Here is an 18350-nt window from a genome sequence, read left to right as displayed (position 1 = left end):
GATTCGCTCGACTTGCATGTATTAGGCACGCCGCCAGCGTTCGTCCTGAGCCAGGATCAAACTCTCCAATAAAGTGTTTGATTAGCTCATAAAGTTTACTCTGGCTTAGTTCCAACTTCCTAAAAAAGAAAGTTTTCACTTGATTTGTTATTGTTTGGTTGTTTAGTTTTCAAAGAACAATTTCGTTTGTCGCCGATAAGCGACTTTCATAATATAGCATGCTGAGTTTTTAATGTCAACATCTTTTCTATAGTTATTTCCGTCAACCGCGATAACTTTTAGCAAGCATGTCGCAGCGACGGATATAAATATAACAAGGATTTTAATAAAGGTCAATAGTATTTATCATTTTTTTAAAATAACTTTTCCTTCACCTTGTAGTAACGGTGATAAACACCAAGTCCCTTTGTTTCCATACTAACTACTCGGAGAAAGTTCTTATCAATTAAATATTCTAACAGTACTTCTAAATCAACTGAATAAGGGGCTAATTCTGAATGCTCCAACATTTCTTGGAAGGACCAATATTCTTTAGTAGAAAGTATATCAATTAAATGTGAAATACCAATTACTGTTCTTGAGTGAATCATAAATTCGCTCGCAAGGAAGAGTAGTTCCAACCGTTTATCCAGTGACTCCAGACTGTTAACAAGTTCTTCGTAAAGCTTAAAAATTTCTGGTTCAATTTGTTTGACCTGTTGCCAAACGGTTACCTCTGGATGAAATCCATTTTCTATTACTGCCAACCTGGCTAAGTGGTGTAGTGAGTGCACAACATGGTTAAAAGCATCTAACGATTGATTATTTTCAAAAAAAGTCTTTCCGTCTACATATCTTCTGATTAGTTTCGCAAACTCCAATCCCATCTTCAGCTTTCTTCCATAGAAGGGGAATTCTCTTAATTCAGTTTTAAGATTTTCCATATATTCATTTCGATCAAATAGAACTTTCCCATTTAAGAGCCATTCGAATATTTTGCGGTTAGAACCGAGTAATATCCATTCCTTTAATTGGCTCTCCGAAACGATGTGTAGGGCAGCCTTTTTATTTTCATCATATGTGTAATGTTTTACGAACCAGGGTTGTTCGATATCTTTTTGGATTATTAACAGGATTACATCATATGTATCGGTGTTTATATTTGCTTTAAGCCCTTTCTCAACCATCAAAACACCTAGTGTACTTGGATGACTAGCTCTTTCTTGATAAATCGGCCTTAGAATGTGTTCCATTTTCCACGCCTCCATCTCAAATATATCGTAAAAAAAGCCCCTCGTTTACAATAACCTTTGTAGGAAGGGTCTTTCGTTTATGAATTTGGTCTTGAAATATATTTTCGACAATAACCTATAATATCCTTCTTTCAATTTTAACATGATGTTAAATATCCACAATTTTAATAGATTTCAACTTATGTTATAGTAATTCTTTAGGAGGACGATTTCATGGTTAAATACTCTAGTAAAATTAATAAAATTCGAAGCTTTGCCTTAGGTTTAATTTTTGTCGGTTTTATTGTCATGTATGGTGGAATATTTTTCAGAAATTCACCATTAATCATGACTATTTTCATGATTTTGGGACTTTTATTTATTATCGCTAGTACAGTGGTTTATTTTTGGATTGGGATGCTTTCTACGAAAACGATCCAGGTCGTTTGCCCAAATTGTCAAAGGCATACAAAAATGCTTGGTCGTGTTGATATGTGTATGTATTGCCGCGAGCCTCTTACATTAGATCAAAGTTTAGAAGGAAAAGAATTCGACGAAAACTATAATCGAAAAAAATAAAAGGATGGCTTTTGCCATCCTTTTATTAATGTGCCGTCTTAGCCGAACAGTCTGGACACGCACCGTAAATTTCCATTCGATGGTGTGCTACTTTGAAACCTGTTACATGTGAAGCCAAATGTTCTACTTCATCAAGCCCAGGATAGTGAAAGTCAACAATCTTTCCACAATCCTCACAAATTATATGATAATGCTGTGAGGTAATATAATCAAAACGACTTGATGCATCACCATATGTTAATTCCTTTACAAGGCCTACTTCGCGAAAAACCCGTAAATTGTTATACACTGTGGCAACACTCATGTTGGGGAATTTCCCTTCAAGCGCTTTATATATATCATCTGCAGTTGGATGTGACATGGAGTTGATTAAGTACTCTAAAATGGCATGACGTTGTGGAGTTATTCTGACTCCCGTCTCTTTTAAAGTATCCAATGCTTCTTTCAACTGATTTGTCATCGCCATGCACCTCTTTCAAAAAAGATTCTTATTTTATAATCTTTATAAATAGTGTACTAAGTACATATTAATCTTGTCAATATTATTAACTTATTAGGTTATCCCTTTTCTCAAGAATTTGGTTGTAGCGTAGTCTCAACTTCACCTAGTTTTGCATTTACAAATCGAGCAGCAACAAATAGGAAATCGGACAGACGGTTTAGATAAGAAAGAACTAATGGATTTACATCATCACCTAGAGTGACAGCACTTCGTTCAGCTCTTCTAACAACGGTTCTTGCTACGTGTAACGCCGCTCCCACAGGATGGCCTCCTGGTAGAATAAAGTTTGTTAATGGAGGCAAAACTGAATCCCATTCATCAATTTGTTTTTCCAATTCAGCTATATCTTCGTCTCTTAATTTCCATTTCACTTCTTTTCCAGTAGGTGTTGCTAATTCAGCTCCTACATGGAACAACGTCGTTTGAATTTTATTAAAAATACTGATTAACGATGACTTTTCCTCAAATTGAGTATTTTTCAAATAACTTAACGCAAGCCCAATCATTGAATTCGTTTCGTCACAGGAACCGTAGGCTTCTACTCTCCCATCATTTTTAGCGACACGTTGTCCATAAATAAGTGATGTCGTTCCTTTATCACCAGTTTTTGTATATATTTTCATCTTATTATCCCCTTTAATATCTTATATATATATTTATAGTCTTTTTTAAAAATATATGTATGTCGATTTTCCTCTTTTCATTTTTATTACATGATATCACCTAAGTGGGTTATTCCTACCGAAAATTTGTTAAAAATCGTAAATTTTATTCAAAACACTAAAAAAAGACAGATCATGTAATTGATCTGCCAACGTTTTTCTGAGGAGGTATGCCCTAATATAATCATATTCAAAACTGTATTATTGGAATGGACAATAGCCTTTACTAAGAAAAATAGGCTTGATATTTATTTGAAAAACTATTCGAAAGAAGATTCTTTTATGTATTGAAGTGCTTCCTCTATATGTCCCTTCACTCTAAGATTTCGCCACTCTTTTACCAACTTCCCATTTTTATCAATGATAAACGTTGATCTGACGATACCCATATATTCTTTTCCGAAATTTTTTTTAAGATTCCAAACTCCATAAGCCTTTGCTGCTTCTAAATCCGTATCAGCTAATAATAAAAAGGGTAAGTCATATTTCTCAACAAATTTTATATGACGATTTATGGGATCGGGGCTAACTCCTAAAATAACAGCATCCAACTCTTTAAAGCTCTCATGTTTATCACGGAAATCACAAGCTTGAATCGTACAGCTTTGTGTCATATCCTTAGGATAAAAATAAAGGACAACCATTTTGCCACGATAGTCAGATAGTTTTATCCTTTCTCCATTGTTTGCCTCTAATTGAAAATCTGGTGCTAATTCTCCAATCTGTAGTTCCATTACATACGCCTCCAATATTGCTTATATATAGAGACTATACAACTTTAAAGATTAAATCAACGATCTAGAACGGCTTTAGCTACAAATGCAGCAGGAATGGTATACCCAATTAGCGCCTCAAAAACAGCAATCATTCTTCCAATCCCCATTGGATAAATATCACCATACCCAACGGAAAAGAGCGTCATTGCACTAAAATAAAAGCTTGATTCTAACCTCATCCAGAAGCCATCCGCTTCGGTGATAAACCCATCCCTAACAATTAAATATCCCTGTATATCAAATAACAAATAAATAAGAGCAAAACCAAGAGTGATAATCGTATATACAACAGCGAGTACTAAAAAATTTTCAAAAGATAACATTTTACCTTTAATTTTATTTGGCTTAAAAAGTGTTTTTAAAGACATCGTTATACATGTCGTAATGGCGATGAATAACAGCATAAAAATCATCGAATGTCCCTCACAATAGGTTATTTATTAACATTTCTATGCCAGCTTGGCCATTAAAAGACTAGTTTAAGTGTATAAATAAACTCCTCTTTAGGGCACAGCCAAAGTCAAACCGTTTCGTTCTGACGTGACAAAACGGGAAATTGACACAAAAAATGGCATACGAATGGAAGTATGCCATTTTCCCTTTCATATAAGGATTTGGAAGTAATATAAGGGGAGATTTTCCGGTTAAACTGCGTAATAGGGATCGTTCGGGGTAAATAAGCGGAGTTTTTCCGATTAAGCAATGTATAATGACCTATTTTGGCGATTTTTGAGTAAATAGTCGGAATCCTTCCGTCTATTTAAGCTATTTTCAGTGCTATTTCGTAATTAAGGGAAATTTCTCCGCTTATTTATCACCTCACGCATACTCCCTCATCTCTTGGTTCTTAAGGGTTCGCTAGTATTAAATTCTATGGTTGTCCAAAGAATCTATATTAAATAAAAAAGGCGTTCAAATCTGTTGTCAGATTGCACGCCTTTTTCATTGTCATTTACAGGATTTGCACCTCAAAACGGAACGGTTTAGCCAAGCATAGAGAGGCTTTGTGAATCACTTTATTTTTACACTTAAAACGGGACTGACATTACCGTTACTATCCTGCGATGTCAACTGGAGTTTACTTGTGAGCTTTTGCGGTGTTATCACGATGACAAAGTTTCCGTTAGGTTCAACAAACCCTGATCCTATCACTCGATTCCCATCTTTTACGATAATATTGGAGCCTGGTTCCGCTTTACCACTTACTATTTTGAATCTTGATGATACAGACACAACTCTTGGTTTCGTTGGAGGCGTAATATCCTTCTCACTATTTCTAACTATTAATTTCAATGGATCGCTTTCAATATACGGAGGTGGATTTGGGTCTCTTTCATCCATGCTTGGAGCCATTTCCGCATCAGTAGACGCTATCACCCATATTTCTGCCCCTTCTTTTAACAGCGGGATTGGAAGGGTATATTCCCCTTTTCCATTAGTCCCAATAGAACTTATCCCTCTAAAGCTGTCTTCTTCTCGAATACCAACCATTACTCTTCCACCCGGGACAGAGCTTCCTGTTATTTTTCGAGAAGTTGTCGTAATTGTCCCGTTAACGCTCGGTTTTGGGTATGGTAAACGACTTGGAAAATCATATTCTTCGTTATATCCATATGCCCAATTTGTATTGGCTAATTTAGGGTCATAGTAATTAGAGTTTCTCCCATAAATATCTGTTATGAATACATTACTAACTTCTCTATACACAACTGTTTTCCATATATGGTCACTTACCTTTGTAAATGCGATGTTTCGATTGTCCATCGTAAATAAATTGACGAATTGAACGTTTGCATTTTCTGCTGTTTGAACTTCAATGGTAACAGGTTGCCCCTCGTAGGCTATCTTCTTTGAATTCGTTATTTTTAAAATCTTAGGAGGTTTTATATCTCCTTCCTTCAATATTGCTGGAAGAATCGAATTGTTAGCTGAATCGACAGGTAGTGTGACATATTCCTCCCCTTCCATAAACGATATTTCAATTGGTATCCAATCGCCAGGCGCCATAAAGGTTGCATCATTATTAATCGGATGACTTGTTTGTAAATGTTCATGTACATCACTACCAATATTAAAAAAGGTGTTGGAATCCCTATTTTTATATAAAACACTAATATTGGATAATGGTACCTTCGTGTTTATTTCTCCTATTATTTCGTTTGTAAAGGTGCTAGGTAACGAAACATCTAGAATATAATCCGAAATTGTTTTTGTTTCTTCGGCATGACCTATAAGTGGTATGGAGAGGAATAGTACTAGTACACCGAGTGTTAATTGTTTTAACATCTTTTCCTCCTAAATTCTACTTTAATTGTTTTTAATAACCTCTATTATTGTTTGTTATTTTTGCAAAATTATAAAAGGGCAAATTAAAACTTAATCATGCTAAAATAAATTGAAATAATTATTTAAACTATTATTAAGTGAAAAAGTCTATTTTAGGAGGATGGCTTATGCAATTTAGCCAATCAGAAAGAATTCATGAAGAAGCTCTACAACATATCGTCGGAGGTGTGAATAGTCCCTCTCGATCTTACAAGGCAGTTGGCGGAGGAGCTCCAGTGGTGATGGAACGAGCTCATGGCGCTTACTTTTGGGATGTTGATGGGAACCAATACATAGATTATTTAGCCGCTTACGGACCGATTATTACTGGCCATGCCCATCCACATATTACAAAAGCAATTCAAAAAGCTGCAGAATCAGGTGTTCTTTACGGCACACCAACTCCACATGAAGTGAAATTTGCAAAGATGCTAAAAGAAGCTATTCCTTCCATGGAAAAAGTCCGTTTTGTCAATTCCGGAACGGAAGCTGTTATGACAACGATTCGAGTAGCTCGTGCTTATACCGGCCGAGATAAAATCGTTAAGTTTGCAGGCTGTTACCATGGTCATTCTGATTTAGTACTTGTTGCTGCTGGTTCAGGTCCTTCAACTCTCGGTATACCAGATTCGGCAGGAGTTCCAAAAAGCATCGCCCAAGAAGTGATTACCGTACCATTTAATGATATCGAGCCGTTTAAGGAAGCACTAGAAAAATGGGGCGATCAAATCGCGGGTGTTCTTGTTGAACCGATTGTTGGTAACTTCGGAATCGTTGAACCGAAGCCTGGTTTCTTACAACAAGTAAATGACCTTGCACATGCAGCAGGTGCTTTAGTCATCTATGATGAGGTCATCACTGCGTTCCGTTTCATGTATGGTGGCGCACAGGATTTATTAGGTGTAAAGCCAGACTTAACTGTACTTGGAAAAATAATTGGCGGTGGACTGCCAATCGGAGCATACGGTGGCAGAAAAGAGATAATGGAAAAGGTTGCACCATTAGGTCCCGCCTATCAAGCTGGAACAATGGCTGGTAACCCTGCTTCGATTCTTTCAGGGATTGCTTGTTTAGAGGTTCTGCAGCAAGAAGGTGTGTATGAGTATCTAGACCAATTAGGAGCTCTTTTAGAAGATGGCATTTTAAGTGCGGCGAAGGAATTTAATGTGCCTATTACGATTAATCGATTAAAAGGGGCTTTGACCGTTTATTTCACAACTGAAACGGTTGTCAATTATGAACAGGCTGAAAATACAGATGGCGAAATGTTTGCTAAGTTCTTCAAGCTCATGTTACATCAAGGTATAAACTTAGCTCCATCTAAATATGAAGCTTGGTTTGTCACCATCGCGCATACAGAAGAAGATATCGACGCCACTCTACATGCAGTACGACAAGCATTTGAAGCATTAATGACAAATTAATATACATTTTTTATACAACGCTAGTACTTTTTGTACTAGTGTTTTTCTTACAATTTTATTGAAAACGCTTACAAATTTACAAGATTCGGCATGCGTCTTTTATTCAATATTCTGCATAATTATTTGAAATTATAAAATTATTATGATAATATGAAACTATTATTTGAAAATTCATACTTTAACAACACGGTGGTGACAAAACAAAAGAGCTTTTTAGAGCATCTTGATTTTGATGCCACCATTCATTTATAGGAGGTGAACCGGCTTAACAGATCGTTACGCCGATCAATATGAATAGAGAATGGAGTCCTGCAATATTTAAAGATTTTTATCATCACGAGCATGATGCATGTGGCATTGTTGCTTGTCTAGAAAAGTCAAAAATCCCAACAAGAGAGAACATTTTTCATTGTATTGATGCCCTTGTTACTATGAATCACCGAGCTGGGTTCATTAATCAAGAAGGCGACGGTGTCGGAATCCATATTGATATTCCTAGAGACCTGTGGAAGAAAAAACTCTCCAATTCAAAAATCGTTCAACAAGAAAACTTTGTCGTCGGTCATTTATTTTTCAAACGAAATGACGATGATTCTAAAACGCTTGATCATGTCATCCAAATACTTCAAAAAAATCAATTAGAAATAGTTTACCAATCCTTTAATGAGATTAACCTCGACGCCCTTGGCCCAATTGCTCTTCAAGAAAACCCATTATTTTTACAAATCGCCTGTCTAGCCCCTTTGGCAAATAAAAAATTATCAAAATTACTTTTTGAAATTACCATTCAGCTCGAACAAAATAGTTCCGTCCATGTCGCCTCATTAAGCCAAGATTTTGTGGTTTATAAAGTACTTGGTGCTGGTGATATTCTACCAAAGTATTATAAAGATCTTGCCGATCCAGATATTGCCTCAACGATGACTTTAGGTCATAACCGCTATTCAACTAATACGTTATCTAGTTTTTTCCGCGTTCAGCCTTTCAGTATTCTTGGACATAATGGTGAAATTAATACGATTCAGAAGTTAAGAGAAGAAGCTTTGAAAATTCAGGTTCCACTTGTAGAGGGTGGAAGCGATTCTCAAGATTTAAGTCGTACGATTGATACCCTTCTTTCACGTGATGGATATAGCTTATTTGAAGCGATGGATGTCATGTTCCCACCGATTATGAATGAAATTAAAACTTATCCTCAACATCTTCAAGACTTGTACACCTATGTTCGAGAGGCATGGGGACATTTCGCTCAAGGTCCAGCCGGGATTATTTCGAGGTACCGAGATGAAGCGGTCTTTAGTGTCGACGCTTTAGGATTGCGTCCATTATGGATGTTAGAAACAGTAGAATCATATTTGTTCTCATCGGAACCAGGCATCATCCCTTCCAGTGAATACGTAGGGGAACCTAAGCCATTAGCTCCTGGAGAAAAAGTAGGCTTTAAATGGGATGGGGATAAATTAAAGGTATATGACCAACCTGCTTTACAACAGGAAGTTTATGAGCGAATGAAGCTTCGTGTAAATCTTGAAAACTCTCATCAGCGATTACAAACACCAATCTATGAAAAAATAATTACAATGAATTATCCCGATACGATTCAAAATGGCCAATATAAAGCCTTTGGTTGGGAAAGAGAACATGTCCAGCAAGTCGAGCAAATGGCTGAAAAAGGCGCTGAACCGATTCGTTCCCTAGGACACGACTCGCCTTTGGCTGCCTTAAATCTAGAAAGAAAAAATGTAGCTGATTTTATTAAAGAAAGTGTAGCAGTTGTGACCAATCCAGCGATTGACCGAGATCGTGAAACGGAACATTTTTCAACTCGAGTTGTTATTGGGAAAAGACCAACTCTAACAGAGCCGAAAAACGTAGAAACTGTTGTCGAGTTAACTGGTCCGATATTAATTGAAGGAAAGCTTGGTTATGAGTGCTCACATCTATTAAAGCAACCTAGTTTTGATCAGCTATTAAATGATTTTCAAGGGCAAAAGCTTGTTGCCTATTTATCTACAACCTTCCGAGAAAATGAAAAAATCGAAGAGGCACTTTCTCGCATTGGCGCTGAAGCAATAGCCAGTGTTAAGGCTGGGAAATCATTGATTGTGCTAGATGACGCAGAGGCCCATCACAATCACTATTGGATAGACCCTCACCTTGTTGTATCAACAGTCGATCAAGCGTTACGAAAAGAATACTTGAGACGTGATTGCTCCCTTCTATTGCGGTCAGCTGCGATTCGTTCCCTACACGACCTCGTTTTAGCTATCGGATGTGGGGCTGATTTGATAAGTCCTTATTATATGTTTATGACCGTCATGGAAAATGGAACTGACTCACTAACGAATCTCTTTTCCTCCTTATCTAAAGGGATGGAAAAGGTTATTTCGACTCTAGGTATCCATGAACTTCGTGGCTACGGTCGTTTATTTTCAGCGATTGGATTAGCTGATGAGGTTTCAGACGCTTTAGATATTGTCAATTTCTTTGGAACTAGCCATCTCGGTTTTAATTTTTCTGAAATGGAAAAGGATGCTCGAGATAGAGCTCAAGATTACCATGATGACGGGGCGAGAATCGGAAAGTCCTTTCACATCTTCCCACGAATTTGGAAAGCAATTGGTGAGGTGGCAAAAACAGGAGACTATTCTTCCTACCGTGAGAAAATTACCGAACAGGAGCAAGAAAATCCAACAACGATTCGTCATTTAACTGAATTTAAAAAGACGGAAGAAGCCATTTCAGCAGATTTAGTAGATATTAAAGTTGGCTCGCATGATTTACCGTTTGTTATTGCTTCCATGTCCTTCGGTTCACAAAATGAGGTTGCCTTCCGTGCCTATGCAGAAGGGGCGGACCGACTTAATATGGTTAGTATGAACGGTGAAGGCGGAGAAATTAAGGATATGCTCGGTAAATACCCCAAAACAAGAGGTCAACAAGTTGCCTCGGGTCGTTTTGGCGTAAATGCCGAACTATTAAACTCTTCTAATCTCATTGAAATAAAAATTGGTCAAGGGGCAAAACCTGGAGAAGGCGGACATCTCCCTGGCTCTAAAGTGACAGCCAAAATTGCTGAAGCAAGAAATGCGACGATCGGTTCTGACCTGATCTCCCCTTCTAATAATCATGACATTTATTCCATTGAAGATCTGGCACAAATGATTCATGAGATAAAAACTGCCAATGATCAAGCAAGAGTGGCCGTGAAGGTTCCAATTGTACCTAATATTGGGACGATTGCTGTCGGTATTGCGAAAGCAGGGGCAGATATTATTACGGTAAGTGGATTTGACGGCGGTACGGGAGCAGCAAGAATACATGCCCTTCAACATGTAGGTTTACCCGTTGAAATTGGTGTAAAAGCCGCTCATAATGCACTTCTTGAAAACGGATTACGTCACCAGGTAGAAATTTGGGCTGATGGTGGTTTGAAAAGTGCTGTGGATGTCTTAAAGGTAATGCTTCTTGGCGCAAACCGAGTTGGATTCGGTACCCTTTCCATGATTTCAATCGGGTGTACGACTTGTAAAGGATGCCATCTAGATACTTGTCACGTTGGAATCGCAACCCAGATTGAAACAGAGCTTCAAGCAAAAGAGCATGGATTACGAAAATTTGTCCCCCGAAATCTTGAATTAGCGGTTCAAGGGATTATGAATTTGTACTCGGCATTTGGCGATGAATTACGAAAATTAGCTGGATCTCTTGGTATCCAAAATTTACAATCGTTCGTTGGTCGTTCTGATTTATTAGAGCAGGTTAAAGGACATAACCAGCTAAATCTTAACTATTTGTTAAAGACACTTGAAATCGGGCAACTAAATCCTTTAAAAGCTAATACAGGTCAAGCAGCTGCCGCAATGCAAACCGCAGTTGGAGCAGAATATTTGGATCAAAACGTCGAGGATTTACATTACTCAAGAGACTTTTATACCGTTACTTCTGAGCAAAGAGTTCTCGGTAGTAGAGTATCCTGTCATCGTGTAAGAGGTCGACTTGATGGAACCTATCGCAGTCTCCCTTCAGTTCATTTGCGTTATAAAAAGGGGTCTATACCTGGTAACGGTTTAGGAGCGTATAACAGTAGCGGGATCACTCTTGAGGTTCACGGCGGTGCGCAGGACGGTATCGGCAAAACGTCATTTGGTGGCAGCATTGTTATTTTAAAATCAAAAGGGAAAGATGGGAAATTCTATAATGGCTCTGTTGGGAAAGGGTTTGGCTATGGAGCTCAAAAAGGGCTATTAGTTGCTCAAGGTAACGCGGATGCACGGGCAGGTATTCGTTTATCTGGAGCAGATATTATTATTGGTGGTGAGGTGGTATCCCCTATTCCTGCTGAAGAAAAGGGAAATGTTGCTACTCGCGCCAATATTAAAGGCTTCGCTTTCGAATATATGACGAATGGTAGAGGACTGGTGCTTGGTGATCCAGGTCCGTGGATTTGTGCAGGAATGACCGGTGGCGTTGTGTATTTGCGACAGCAAACGGAAATGGGATTGACCCTTGATGTGTTAAAGAAGCGTATTGCTAAAGGAGCAAAGGTTTCTGTGACGCAGCTTTCTGAAAAAGGCTTAACGGATATCGAAGAGTTATTAAATACGTATATTCAGCTGTTAGCTGGAAATGGTCAAAGTGATGAAGCTTCAAAACTCGGATCCTTGTTAACGAATCTTGATAAGCATTTTGTTCAAGTAGTACCTGTTAAGGAACAGGCCGATCCGTCCGTTTCTACGGAGTAAAGGGGAAATAAATTGTTTATATCTAAAAAAATAATGATAAAGAAACGCTTGGAGGCCCCAAGCGTTTTCATTTTGTATGGTTAATTGTCCCTTGAAGTTTTGAGAACAACGCTGTATAGTACAATTTTAGCGTAATCATTATTTGAATTTGAAAGGATTTTTTTAAAATGAAGCTTGGTGCCCGAATATTAAAAACGGGAATCGCAATTATTCTTTCTTTATTTGTTGCCCAACTTGTTGATTCTCCCTCCCCTGTGTTTGCCGGAATTGCTGCTATATTTGCTGTTCAACCCTCGATTTATCGTTCTTATTTATCCATTCTTGAACAAGTTCAAGGAAATCTGATTGGAGCTGTACTTGCTGTTTTGTTTGTTTTGTTGCTTGGCAATAATTTTATTATTGTCGGATTAGCAGCCATTATCGTTATCACGATCAATATAAAGCTTAAGCTTGAAAATACGATTGCCTTATCGTTAGTTACTCTAATTGCGATAATGGAAGCACCTGGGGAAGATTTTATTAGCTTTGCCATAATTCGCTTTTCAACGATTATGATTGGAGTTTTTTCCGCCTTTATCATTAACCTGGTGTTTCTTCCACCTAAGTATGAGAATACACTATATAATAAAATCACCTATTTGACAGAGGAGATTTTCAAATGGATCAGAGTGACTTCAAGGCATGCTTCAGAGAAGAATCACGTTAAAAACGAAATTGAGCGATTGAAAGATATCCTAGTAAAGCTCGACCAGGTTTACCTATTTTTTAAGGAAGAACGCAATTATTTTAAGAAAAATGATTTAGTGAAGTCTAGGAAGCTTGTCATTTATCGTCAGATGATTACTTCTACAAAGAGAGCTTTAGAAACGTTAAGAAAATTAAACCGTTATGAAAATGAGCTCCTTCATATGCCTGAAGAATTTAGACATACGGTTCATGAGCAGCTTGATTTTATTATTAACCATCATGAACAGCTCCTTTTAAGATTTATTGGAAAAACAAAGGTTCAATCGTCTGAATTTACCGATGTTGCTTTAGATAATAAAGGATTGTTTCATTTGTTTTTCTCTCAAAAGCAAGCCTGCTCGGAGGAAGAAGAAATGGTCCTTTATCATGCGATGCAGGTTATCGCAGCGATTATGGATTACGGAGAACAGGTAGAGCATCTGGAAAGGTTAATAAACAGTTTTCAATCCTATCATAAAGAAGATAATGAAGTGAAGATTGAGGAAAATACTCTTGAATAAAATATCAAAAAAAACAAACTCAAGATTTCCTTTGAGTTTGTTTTTTTTATTATTGTTCGATTTGTTGGACCTGGAATAATCGATAGTAACCACCTTGCTTTTCCATCAACTGTTCGTGATTTCCGATTTCAGTGATTTCTCCATGTTCGATTAAAACAATTCGGTCCGCATGTGTTATCGTAGACAACCTGTGGGCAACAATAAAGGTTGTCCTATCTTTGGCTAACGTCTCAAACGATTCTTGGATAAGGTGCTCGCTTTCTAAATCAAGCGCAGATGTAGCCTCATCCAAAATTAGTAATGGTGGATTTTTTAAGAACACCCTTGCAATTGCAATTCGTTGCTTTTGACCACCTGAAAGCTTTACTCCTCTTTCCCCTACCTTTGTATCGTAACCAGTAGGAAGATTCATAATAAATTCATGGGCATTGGCTGCGATTGCCGCTTGGATAACTTCCTCATCGGTTGCTGACGGATTTCCTAGTAAAATATTTTCTTTAACTGAATCGCTAAACAAAATATTGTCTTGGAATACCATACCGATTTTGTCGCGCAAGCTACGAACATTGAAGTTTCTAATATCGGTACCATCTAATAAAATTTCCCCAGCTGTCACATCATAAAATCTCGGTATTAAGCTAACAAGCGATGACTTTCCACCACCACTCATTCCTACAAGGGCAATGGTTTCTCCCTTTTTCACCTCAAGATTAATGTTTTTCAGGACATATTCTTCATTTTCATTGTAAGAAAATGAGACATTATTAAAACTTATATTTCCTTGAACGTTTTCGCATAGAACGGCATGTGGTGCGTCTTCGATATCATATTTCACATCAATTAATTCGAAAACACGATCCATAGAAGCGATCGATTGGGTCAAGGTTGTTGACGAGTTAACCAATCTTCTCAATGGGTTATAAAGCCTATCAATATAAGCGATAAAAGCGATCATCGTCCCAATTGTTAATTGACCATCGATAACCTGATAGGCAGAAAAGCCAATAACAATAAGGGGGGCGATATCCGTTATCGTATTAACAGCAGAAAAGGATTTCGCATTCCAACGTGTTTGAGCAATGGCTTTTTCCAAAAAATTTGTATTTTGTTTCGAAAACTGTTTTTGTTCGTGTTCCTCGATTGCAAAGCTTTTGACTACTTGCATCCCTTGTACCCGTTCATGCAAATAGCTCTGAACCTCTGCTAATGCTTGTGAGCGCGACTTTGTTAATTTTCTTAAGTTACCGAAGAAATATTTAACCGATAACGCATACAGCGGAAATAGTATGAGTGAAACGAATGTCAATTTTACATTCATCGTAAACATGATACCTATCGCAATCAAAATCGTCGCCATATCCAACCACAGGTTCATTAAACCCGAAACAACAAAGGTCTTAGTTTGCTCAACGTCATTTATTACCCTTGAGATGATTTCCCCTGATCTCGTGTTTGAATAATATTTAAAGCTTAATTTCTGTATATGTGTATACAGCTGATCACGGATATCATATAGGATTTTGCTTGCTGTCCACTGTGCATAGTATTGACGGTAATATTCAATAGGTGGACGAATAATAACAAAGACGACTAACATAATGATCATGACAAATAATAATTGATCAGTCTTTTCTGCTTTTGAAAGCTCTGTGCTACCAACCACATCGTCAATGACATATTTGATTAAAAGGGGAATCATTAATGGAATGGAAAACTTTAAAATTCCAATAATAATCGTCCCGATGATTTGAAGCCGATATGGCTTAACAAATTGAAGATATCTACGTATACTGCCCAACCTCTCAACTCCTTACACACTTAAGAAACCTGCCTTAGTAAACGAACAGGCAGGTTTGGATTTAACGTTTTAGATTCAAATACTTGTCATACCAGATATCAATAAAATCCGGTGCAAATGGACCTTTCCGTTGTTTAATCCATTTAATTAATTTTTCAACATTCTGTTTTAAAATTTGGTCAATCACTTCTGGGTATTTCATTTCACGTCGATGACGTTCATACTCATCCTCATCTAGAAGATGAAAAGTCATATCTGGATACACCTTTATATCTAAATCATAATCGATGTATTTCAATGCTTCCCCATCATAAATAAAAGGAGAACTTATATTACAGTAGTAATATACACCATCTTCACGAATCATCCCGATAATATTAAACCAGTATTGGGTGTGGAAGTAAGCTATCGCTGGCTCTCTTGTAATCCACGTTCTTCCATCTGATTCTGTCACGAGAGTACGGTCATTCCCGCCTATGATAAGAGTTTCAGACCCCTTTAATACAGTGGTCTCGTCCCAAATGCGATGGATGTACCCATTATGCTTATAGCTATGAATTTGTATTGGTTCACCTTCAGTGGGAACGCCCATTACATTTCCCCTACTTTCATCCGAACCTTTGCACCTCGAAAAGCTAAAAGCGCCTTGCTCAGCCCCGACAAGCATAAGACAAGCTCTGAAGGAAGGCGTTTTTTGCCTTCATTCAGAAATTGGCTTATGACCGAGGAAAAAAGGGGTTTATTTTTTCCCTCGAGGGGCTAGGCGCTGCAGCTAGACAACTTTACTCTTTGGTAAAAACGACATAAGGCAACAAAGTACGATTCTTTTTTCTTATTATTATAACGGTTGTACGAAGAATTTAAAACAAAAGAGCCATTGAAATTTCAATGACTCTTCAAAATTGCTAAAAATTTTTTATATTTTACGAATAAACCGTTTCATCCATGCTTTGATAAGAGCGAATAACTTCTTCAGTTTGATCTTCAAATATTTGTTGAATTTCCTTTAATTCTTCTTTCATGCGATTAATTTCAAACAGCACCGTGTCCAATTCTGTTTCTTGCTGAAGGACTCTTAGCTCCTCCTCAATTTCTTGGCAGCGTTCTAATTCTGCTTGTAGGAATAATAATTTCTCCATAGTTTTCATTTGCTCCGATACTAAATGGTTAAATTGGTTCATAGTATGCCACCGCCTATATTTTTTGGTTACTATATGTATTCGTGAAATTCAAAGTGACTCCTTTGACTAGTTGTGTAGAGTGAAGGGAGGTTTTGTCGAATTGAATTTTATATTATGATGTTATTTTAGAGTTTATTTTTAAAAATAATGTCTGTGGGCATTTCGATTCTAATGAAGTTCTATTAAAGACAATCGAGTATTTGTAAAACCATCAAACTGTCCTTCATAAGGCCGATGAAGGACATTCTAGCCCTCTGAAACCCTTGAAGTGTCCTTCATTAGCCCTCTTAAGGACATTACAGCTCTAGGAAACCCTCGAAGTGTTCTTCATAAACAACCTTTAGACCTACTTCCAAAAAACCACAAAAAGAAAGCACCCTCACGAATGTAGGGTACTTCTTTCATTGAATATTATTGGTTGCGTCCTTGTTGAGACTGTTGGTTTTGGCGTCTCACTTCAGCAGCATTTGTTTCACTTGCAAACTCAGTTCCAAACTGACCTTGGTTCCCTTGGCCAGCGTTTGCTTGTGATTGTTGGTTTTGTTGTCTTACTTCAGCTGCATTTGTTTCGCTAGCGAATTCAGTTCCGAATGCGCCTGCAGCTCCAGCACCAGCACCAGCTTGTGCATTTTGTTGTCTTACTTCTTGAATATTAGTGCCTGCTTGTGTTTTGTTTGGTTGTTGGTTGTTGAAATTTGCCATTTGATATCACCTCCACGAAGATTAATTTAACCAATCGTCGAGAAGGTTATCCTAGTTTAAATTAAAATTTTTTTTAGCTTGGACGACTTATACAAGTAGTGATATTCCACCGTCAACTATAATGGTTTGACCTCGAATCATGCTTGCTTCATCTGATAAAAGGAACATGACCGTATTTACCATATCCTCGATTTCCACCATTCTTCCAGCAGGTGTCCTTTCTTTTGCTTCTGACAATAATTCATCCCGATTTGGAAAGTGAACTAAAGCCTCAGTATCCACAGCTCCCCCTGAAATGGCGTTTACGATGATGTTTTTAGGAGCTAATTCAACCGCTAAATAACGTGTTAGTGCTTCTAATGCCGCTTTTGATACACCTACTGTCGTGTAGTTTTTCAAATAGCGAATTGATCCTAGTGAACTAATGCTTACAATTTTCCCTCCACCGTTTCTTTCCATCAGCTTGGCCGCTTCTTGGGCACAGAATAATAACGCTTTACTGTTAATATTCATTGTCCAATCCCAATGTGATTCTTCTAATTCCATTGCAGGGCGCAAAACCCCAGAGGCAGCATTGCTCACAAAAATATCAAGTCTTCCAAAGGCTTCATCAATTTGGTTAAACATTTGCTTAATTTTTTCAACATCTCCAACATTAGCCTTAACAATAAGTACTTTTCTTCCTAAAGCTTCAATTTCGTTTGCTACTTCTTGGGCAGCTGATCGACTACGTGCATAATTGATAACTATGTCATAACCTTGCTTAGCAAGACGGATGGCCGTTGCTTTTCCAATTCCTCTACTACTTCCTGTAATAAGCGCTACTTTTTGTGTCATATCTACATTCCTTTCTATCACTTTCTCTTCATTTTAGCTTTTCCATGTATAGATGACAATTGTTGAAAGGAAAATAGGTAGGAGTGAGATTAAATTAAACAGTGAACTTTTTATCATTGGAGGTAGTTGAGTATGTATGTAGGACGCGATATGACGGAATTATCGATGATGTCAAAAACAGATTGGCAGCATGAAGAGCTTGCCTTTTTCCATCGTTCATTACAGCAAATGGTTCCTTACTTAAATGTCGAAGGCCAAACCATTCATCGTGAAATTATTAAGGAAATCGAACGCCGTGGTGGATTGAAACGTAACGAAGCCGATTATACTCATGGAACAGAGGTTACTTTTGATTAAATAT

At 37.5% G+C, this 18350-nt stretch carries 16 protein-coding genes and 1 rRNA gene; 5 read left to right on the top strand and 12 right to left on the bottom strand.

What is annotated here, in order from left to right:
* Both LRP83_RS18715 and LRP83_RS18710 read right to left on the bottom strand, forming a co-directional pair.
* Window positions 1–72 (bottom strand): 16S ribosomal RNA (locus LRP83_RS18715); the annotation flags it as partial.
* Between the two features lie 281 nt (window positions 73–353).
* Window positions 354–1232 (bottom strand): nucleotidyltransferase-like protein, encoded by an 879-nt coding sequence (locus LRP83_RS18710; protein WP_230498230.1) that lies wholly within the window; start codon window positions 1230–1232, stop codon window positions 354–356.
* A 213-nt stretch (window positions 1233–1445) separates the two neighbouring features.
* Between LRP83_RS18710 and LRP83_RS18705 the strand changes: the two genes are divergently transcribed.
* On the top strand, window positions 1446–1790 hold the full coding sequence (locus tag LRP83_RS18705) for a YgzB family protein (RefSeq protein WP_230498229.1): 345 nt from the start codon (window positions 1446–1448) through the stop codon (window positions 1788–1790).
* A 25-nt stretch (window positions 1791–1815) separates the two neighbouring features.
* Here the strand turns inward: LRP83_RS18705 and perR are convergent, their stop codons facing one another.
* From perR to LRP83_RS18680, 5 genes are all read right to left on the bottom strand, one after another.
* Window positions 1816–2250, bottom strand: coding sequence for a peroxide-responsive transcriptional repressor PerR (perR, locus tag LRP83_RS18700; protein ID WP_290369581.1), 435 nt, complete (start codon window positions 2248–2250; stop codon window positions 1816–1818).
* Between the two features lie 110 nt (window positions 2251–2360).
* The gene (locus tag LRP83_RS18695) at window positions 2361–2915 is read right to left on the bottom strand and encodes a cob(I)yrinic acid a,c-diamide adenosyltransferase (RefSeq protein WP_230498227.1); all 555 of its coding nucleotides are present in this window, start codon (window positions 2913–2915) and stop codon (window positions 2361–2363) included.
* Between the two features lie 299 nt (window positions 2916–3214).
* Window positions 3215–3688: a thioredoxin-dependent thiol peroxidase gene (bcp, locus tag LRP83_RS18690; protein ID WP_230498226.1), complete on the bottom strand. Its 474-nt coding sequence runs from the start codon at window positions 3686–3688 to the stop codon at window positions 3215–3217.
* A 56-nt stretch (window positions 3689–3744) separates the two neighbouring features.
* Window positions 3745–4143, bottom strand: a complete 399-nt coding sequence (locus LRP83_RS18685) for an ion channel (protein WP_230498225.1) — start codon at window positions 4141–4143, stop codon at window positions 3745–3747.
* 598 nt (window positions 4144–4741) lie between these two features.
* On the bottom strand, window positions 4742–6016 hold the full coding sequence (locus tag LRP83_RS18680) for an Ig-like domain-containing protein (protein WP_230498224.1): 1275 nt from the start codon (window positions 6014–6016) through the stop codon (window positions 4742–4744).
* Window positions 6017–6183: 167 nt separating this feature from the next.
* On the opposite strand from LRP83_RS18680, the gene LRP83_RS18675 reads away from it, so the two are divergent.
* From LRP83_RS18675 to LRP83_RS18665, 3 genes are all read left to right on the top strand, one after another.
* Window positions 6184–7479, top strand: coding sequence for a glutamate-1-semialdehyde 2,1-aminomutase (locus tag LRP83_RS18675; RefSeq protein ID WP_230498223.1), 1296 nt, complete (start codon window positions 6184–6186; stop codon window positions 7477–7479).
* A 290-nt stretch (window positions 7480–7769) separates the two neighbouring features.
* Window positions 7770–12224, top strand: coding sequence for a glutamate synthase-related protein (locus LRP83_RS18670; protein WP_230498222.1), 4455 nt, complete (start codon window positions 7770–7772; stop codon window positions 12222–12224).
* A gap of 167 nt (window positions 12225–12391) precedes the next feature.
* Entirely contained in the window at window positions 12392–13471 is a 1080-nt protein-coding gene (locus tag LRP83_RS18665) for an FUSC family protein (RefSeq protein WP_230498221.1), read from the top strand.
* A gap of 49 nt (window positions 13472–13520) precedes the next feature.
* Here the strand turns inward: LRP83_RS18665 and LRP83_RS18660 are convergent, their stop codons facing one another.
* From LRP83_RS18660 to fabL, 5 genes are all read right to left on the bottom strand, one after another.
* On the bottom strand, window positions 13521–15269 hold the full coding sequence (locus LRP83_RS18660) for an ABC transporter ATP-binding protein (RefSeq protein ID WP_230498220.1): 1749 nt from the start codon (window positions 15267–15269) through the stop codon (window positions 13521–13523).
* Window positions 15270–15330: 61 nt separating this feature from the next.
* The gene (ntdP, locus tag LRP83_RS18655; protein WP_230498219.1) at window positions 15331–15861 is read right to left on the bottom strand and encodes a nucleoside tri-diphosphate phosphatase; all 531 of its coding nucleotides are present in this window, start codon (window positions 15859–15861) and stop codon (window positions 15331–15333) included.
* A gap of 331 nt (window positions 15862–16192) precedes the next feature.
* Entirely contained in the window at window positions 16193–16450 is a 258-nt protein-coding gene (locus LRP83_RS18650; RefSeq protein ID WP_230498218.1) for a YgaB family protein, read from the bottom strand.
* 411 nt (window positions 16451–16861) lie between these two features.
* On the bottom strand, window positions 16862–17152 hold the full coding sequence (locus LRP83_RS18645) for a gamma-type small acid-soluble spore protein (protein ID WP_230498217.1): 291 nt from the start codon (window positions 17150–17152) through the stop codon (window positions 16862–16864).
* A gap of 87 nt (window positions 17153–17239) precedes the next feature.
* Entirely contained in the window at window positions 17240–17989 is a 750-nt protein-coding gene (gene fabL, locus LRP83_RS18640; RefSeq protein ID WP_230498216.1) for an enoyl-[acyl-carrier-protein] reductase FabL, read from the bottom strand.
* A gap of 132 nt (window positions 17990–18121) precedes the next feature.
* Here fabL and yfhS point away from each other — a divergent pair, with 132 nt between their 5' ends.
* The gene (gene yfhS / locus LRP83_RS18635) at window positions 18122–18346 is read left to right on the top strand and encodes a mother cell protein YfhS (protein ID WP_230498215.1); all 225 of its coding nucleotides are present in this window, start codon (window positions 18122–18124) and stop codon (window positions 18344–18346) included.
* The last annotated feature ends 4 nt before the right edge of the window (window positions 18347–18350 follow it).

The organism is Pseudoneobacillus rhizosphaerae (genome assembly GCF_917563885.1).
Taxonomy (GTDB): Bacteria; Bacillota; Bacilli; order Bacillales; family Cytobacillaceae; genus Pseudoneobacillus; species Pseudoneobacillus rhizosphaerae.
The sequence above is the reverse complement of the archived record's forward strand: the minus strand, read 5'-3'. Positions and strand labels throughout refer to the sequence as shown.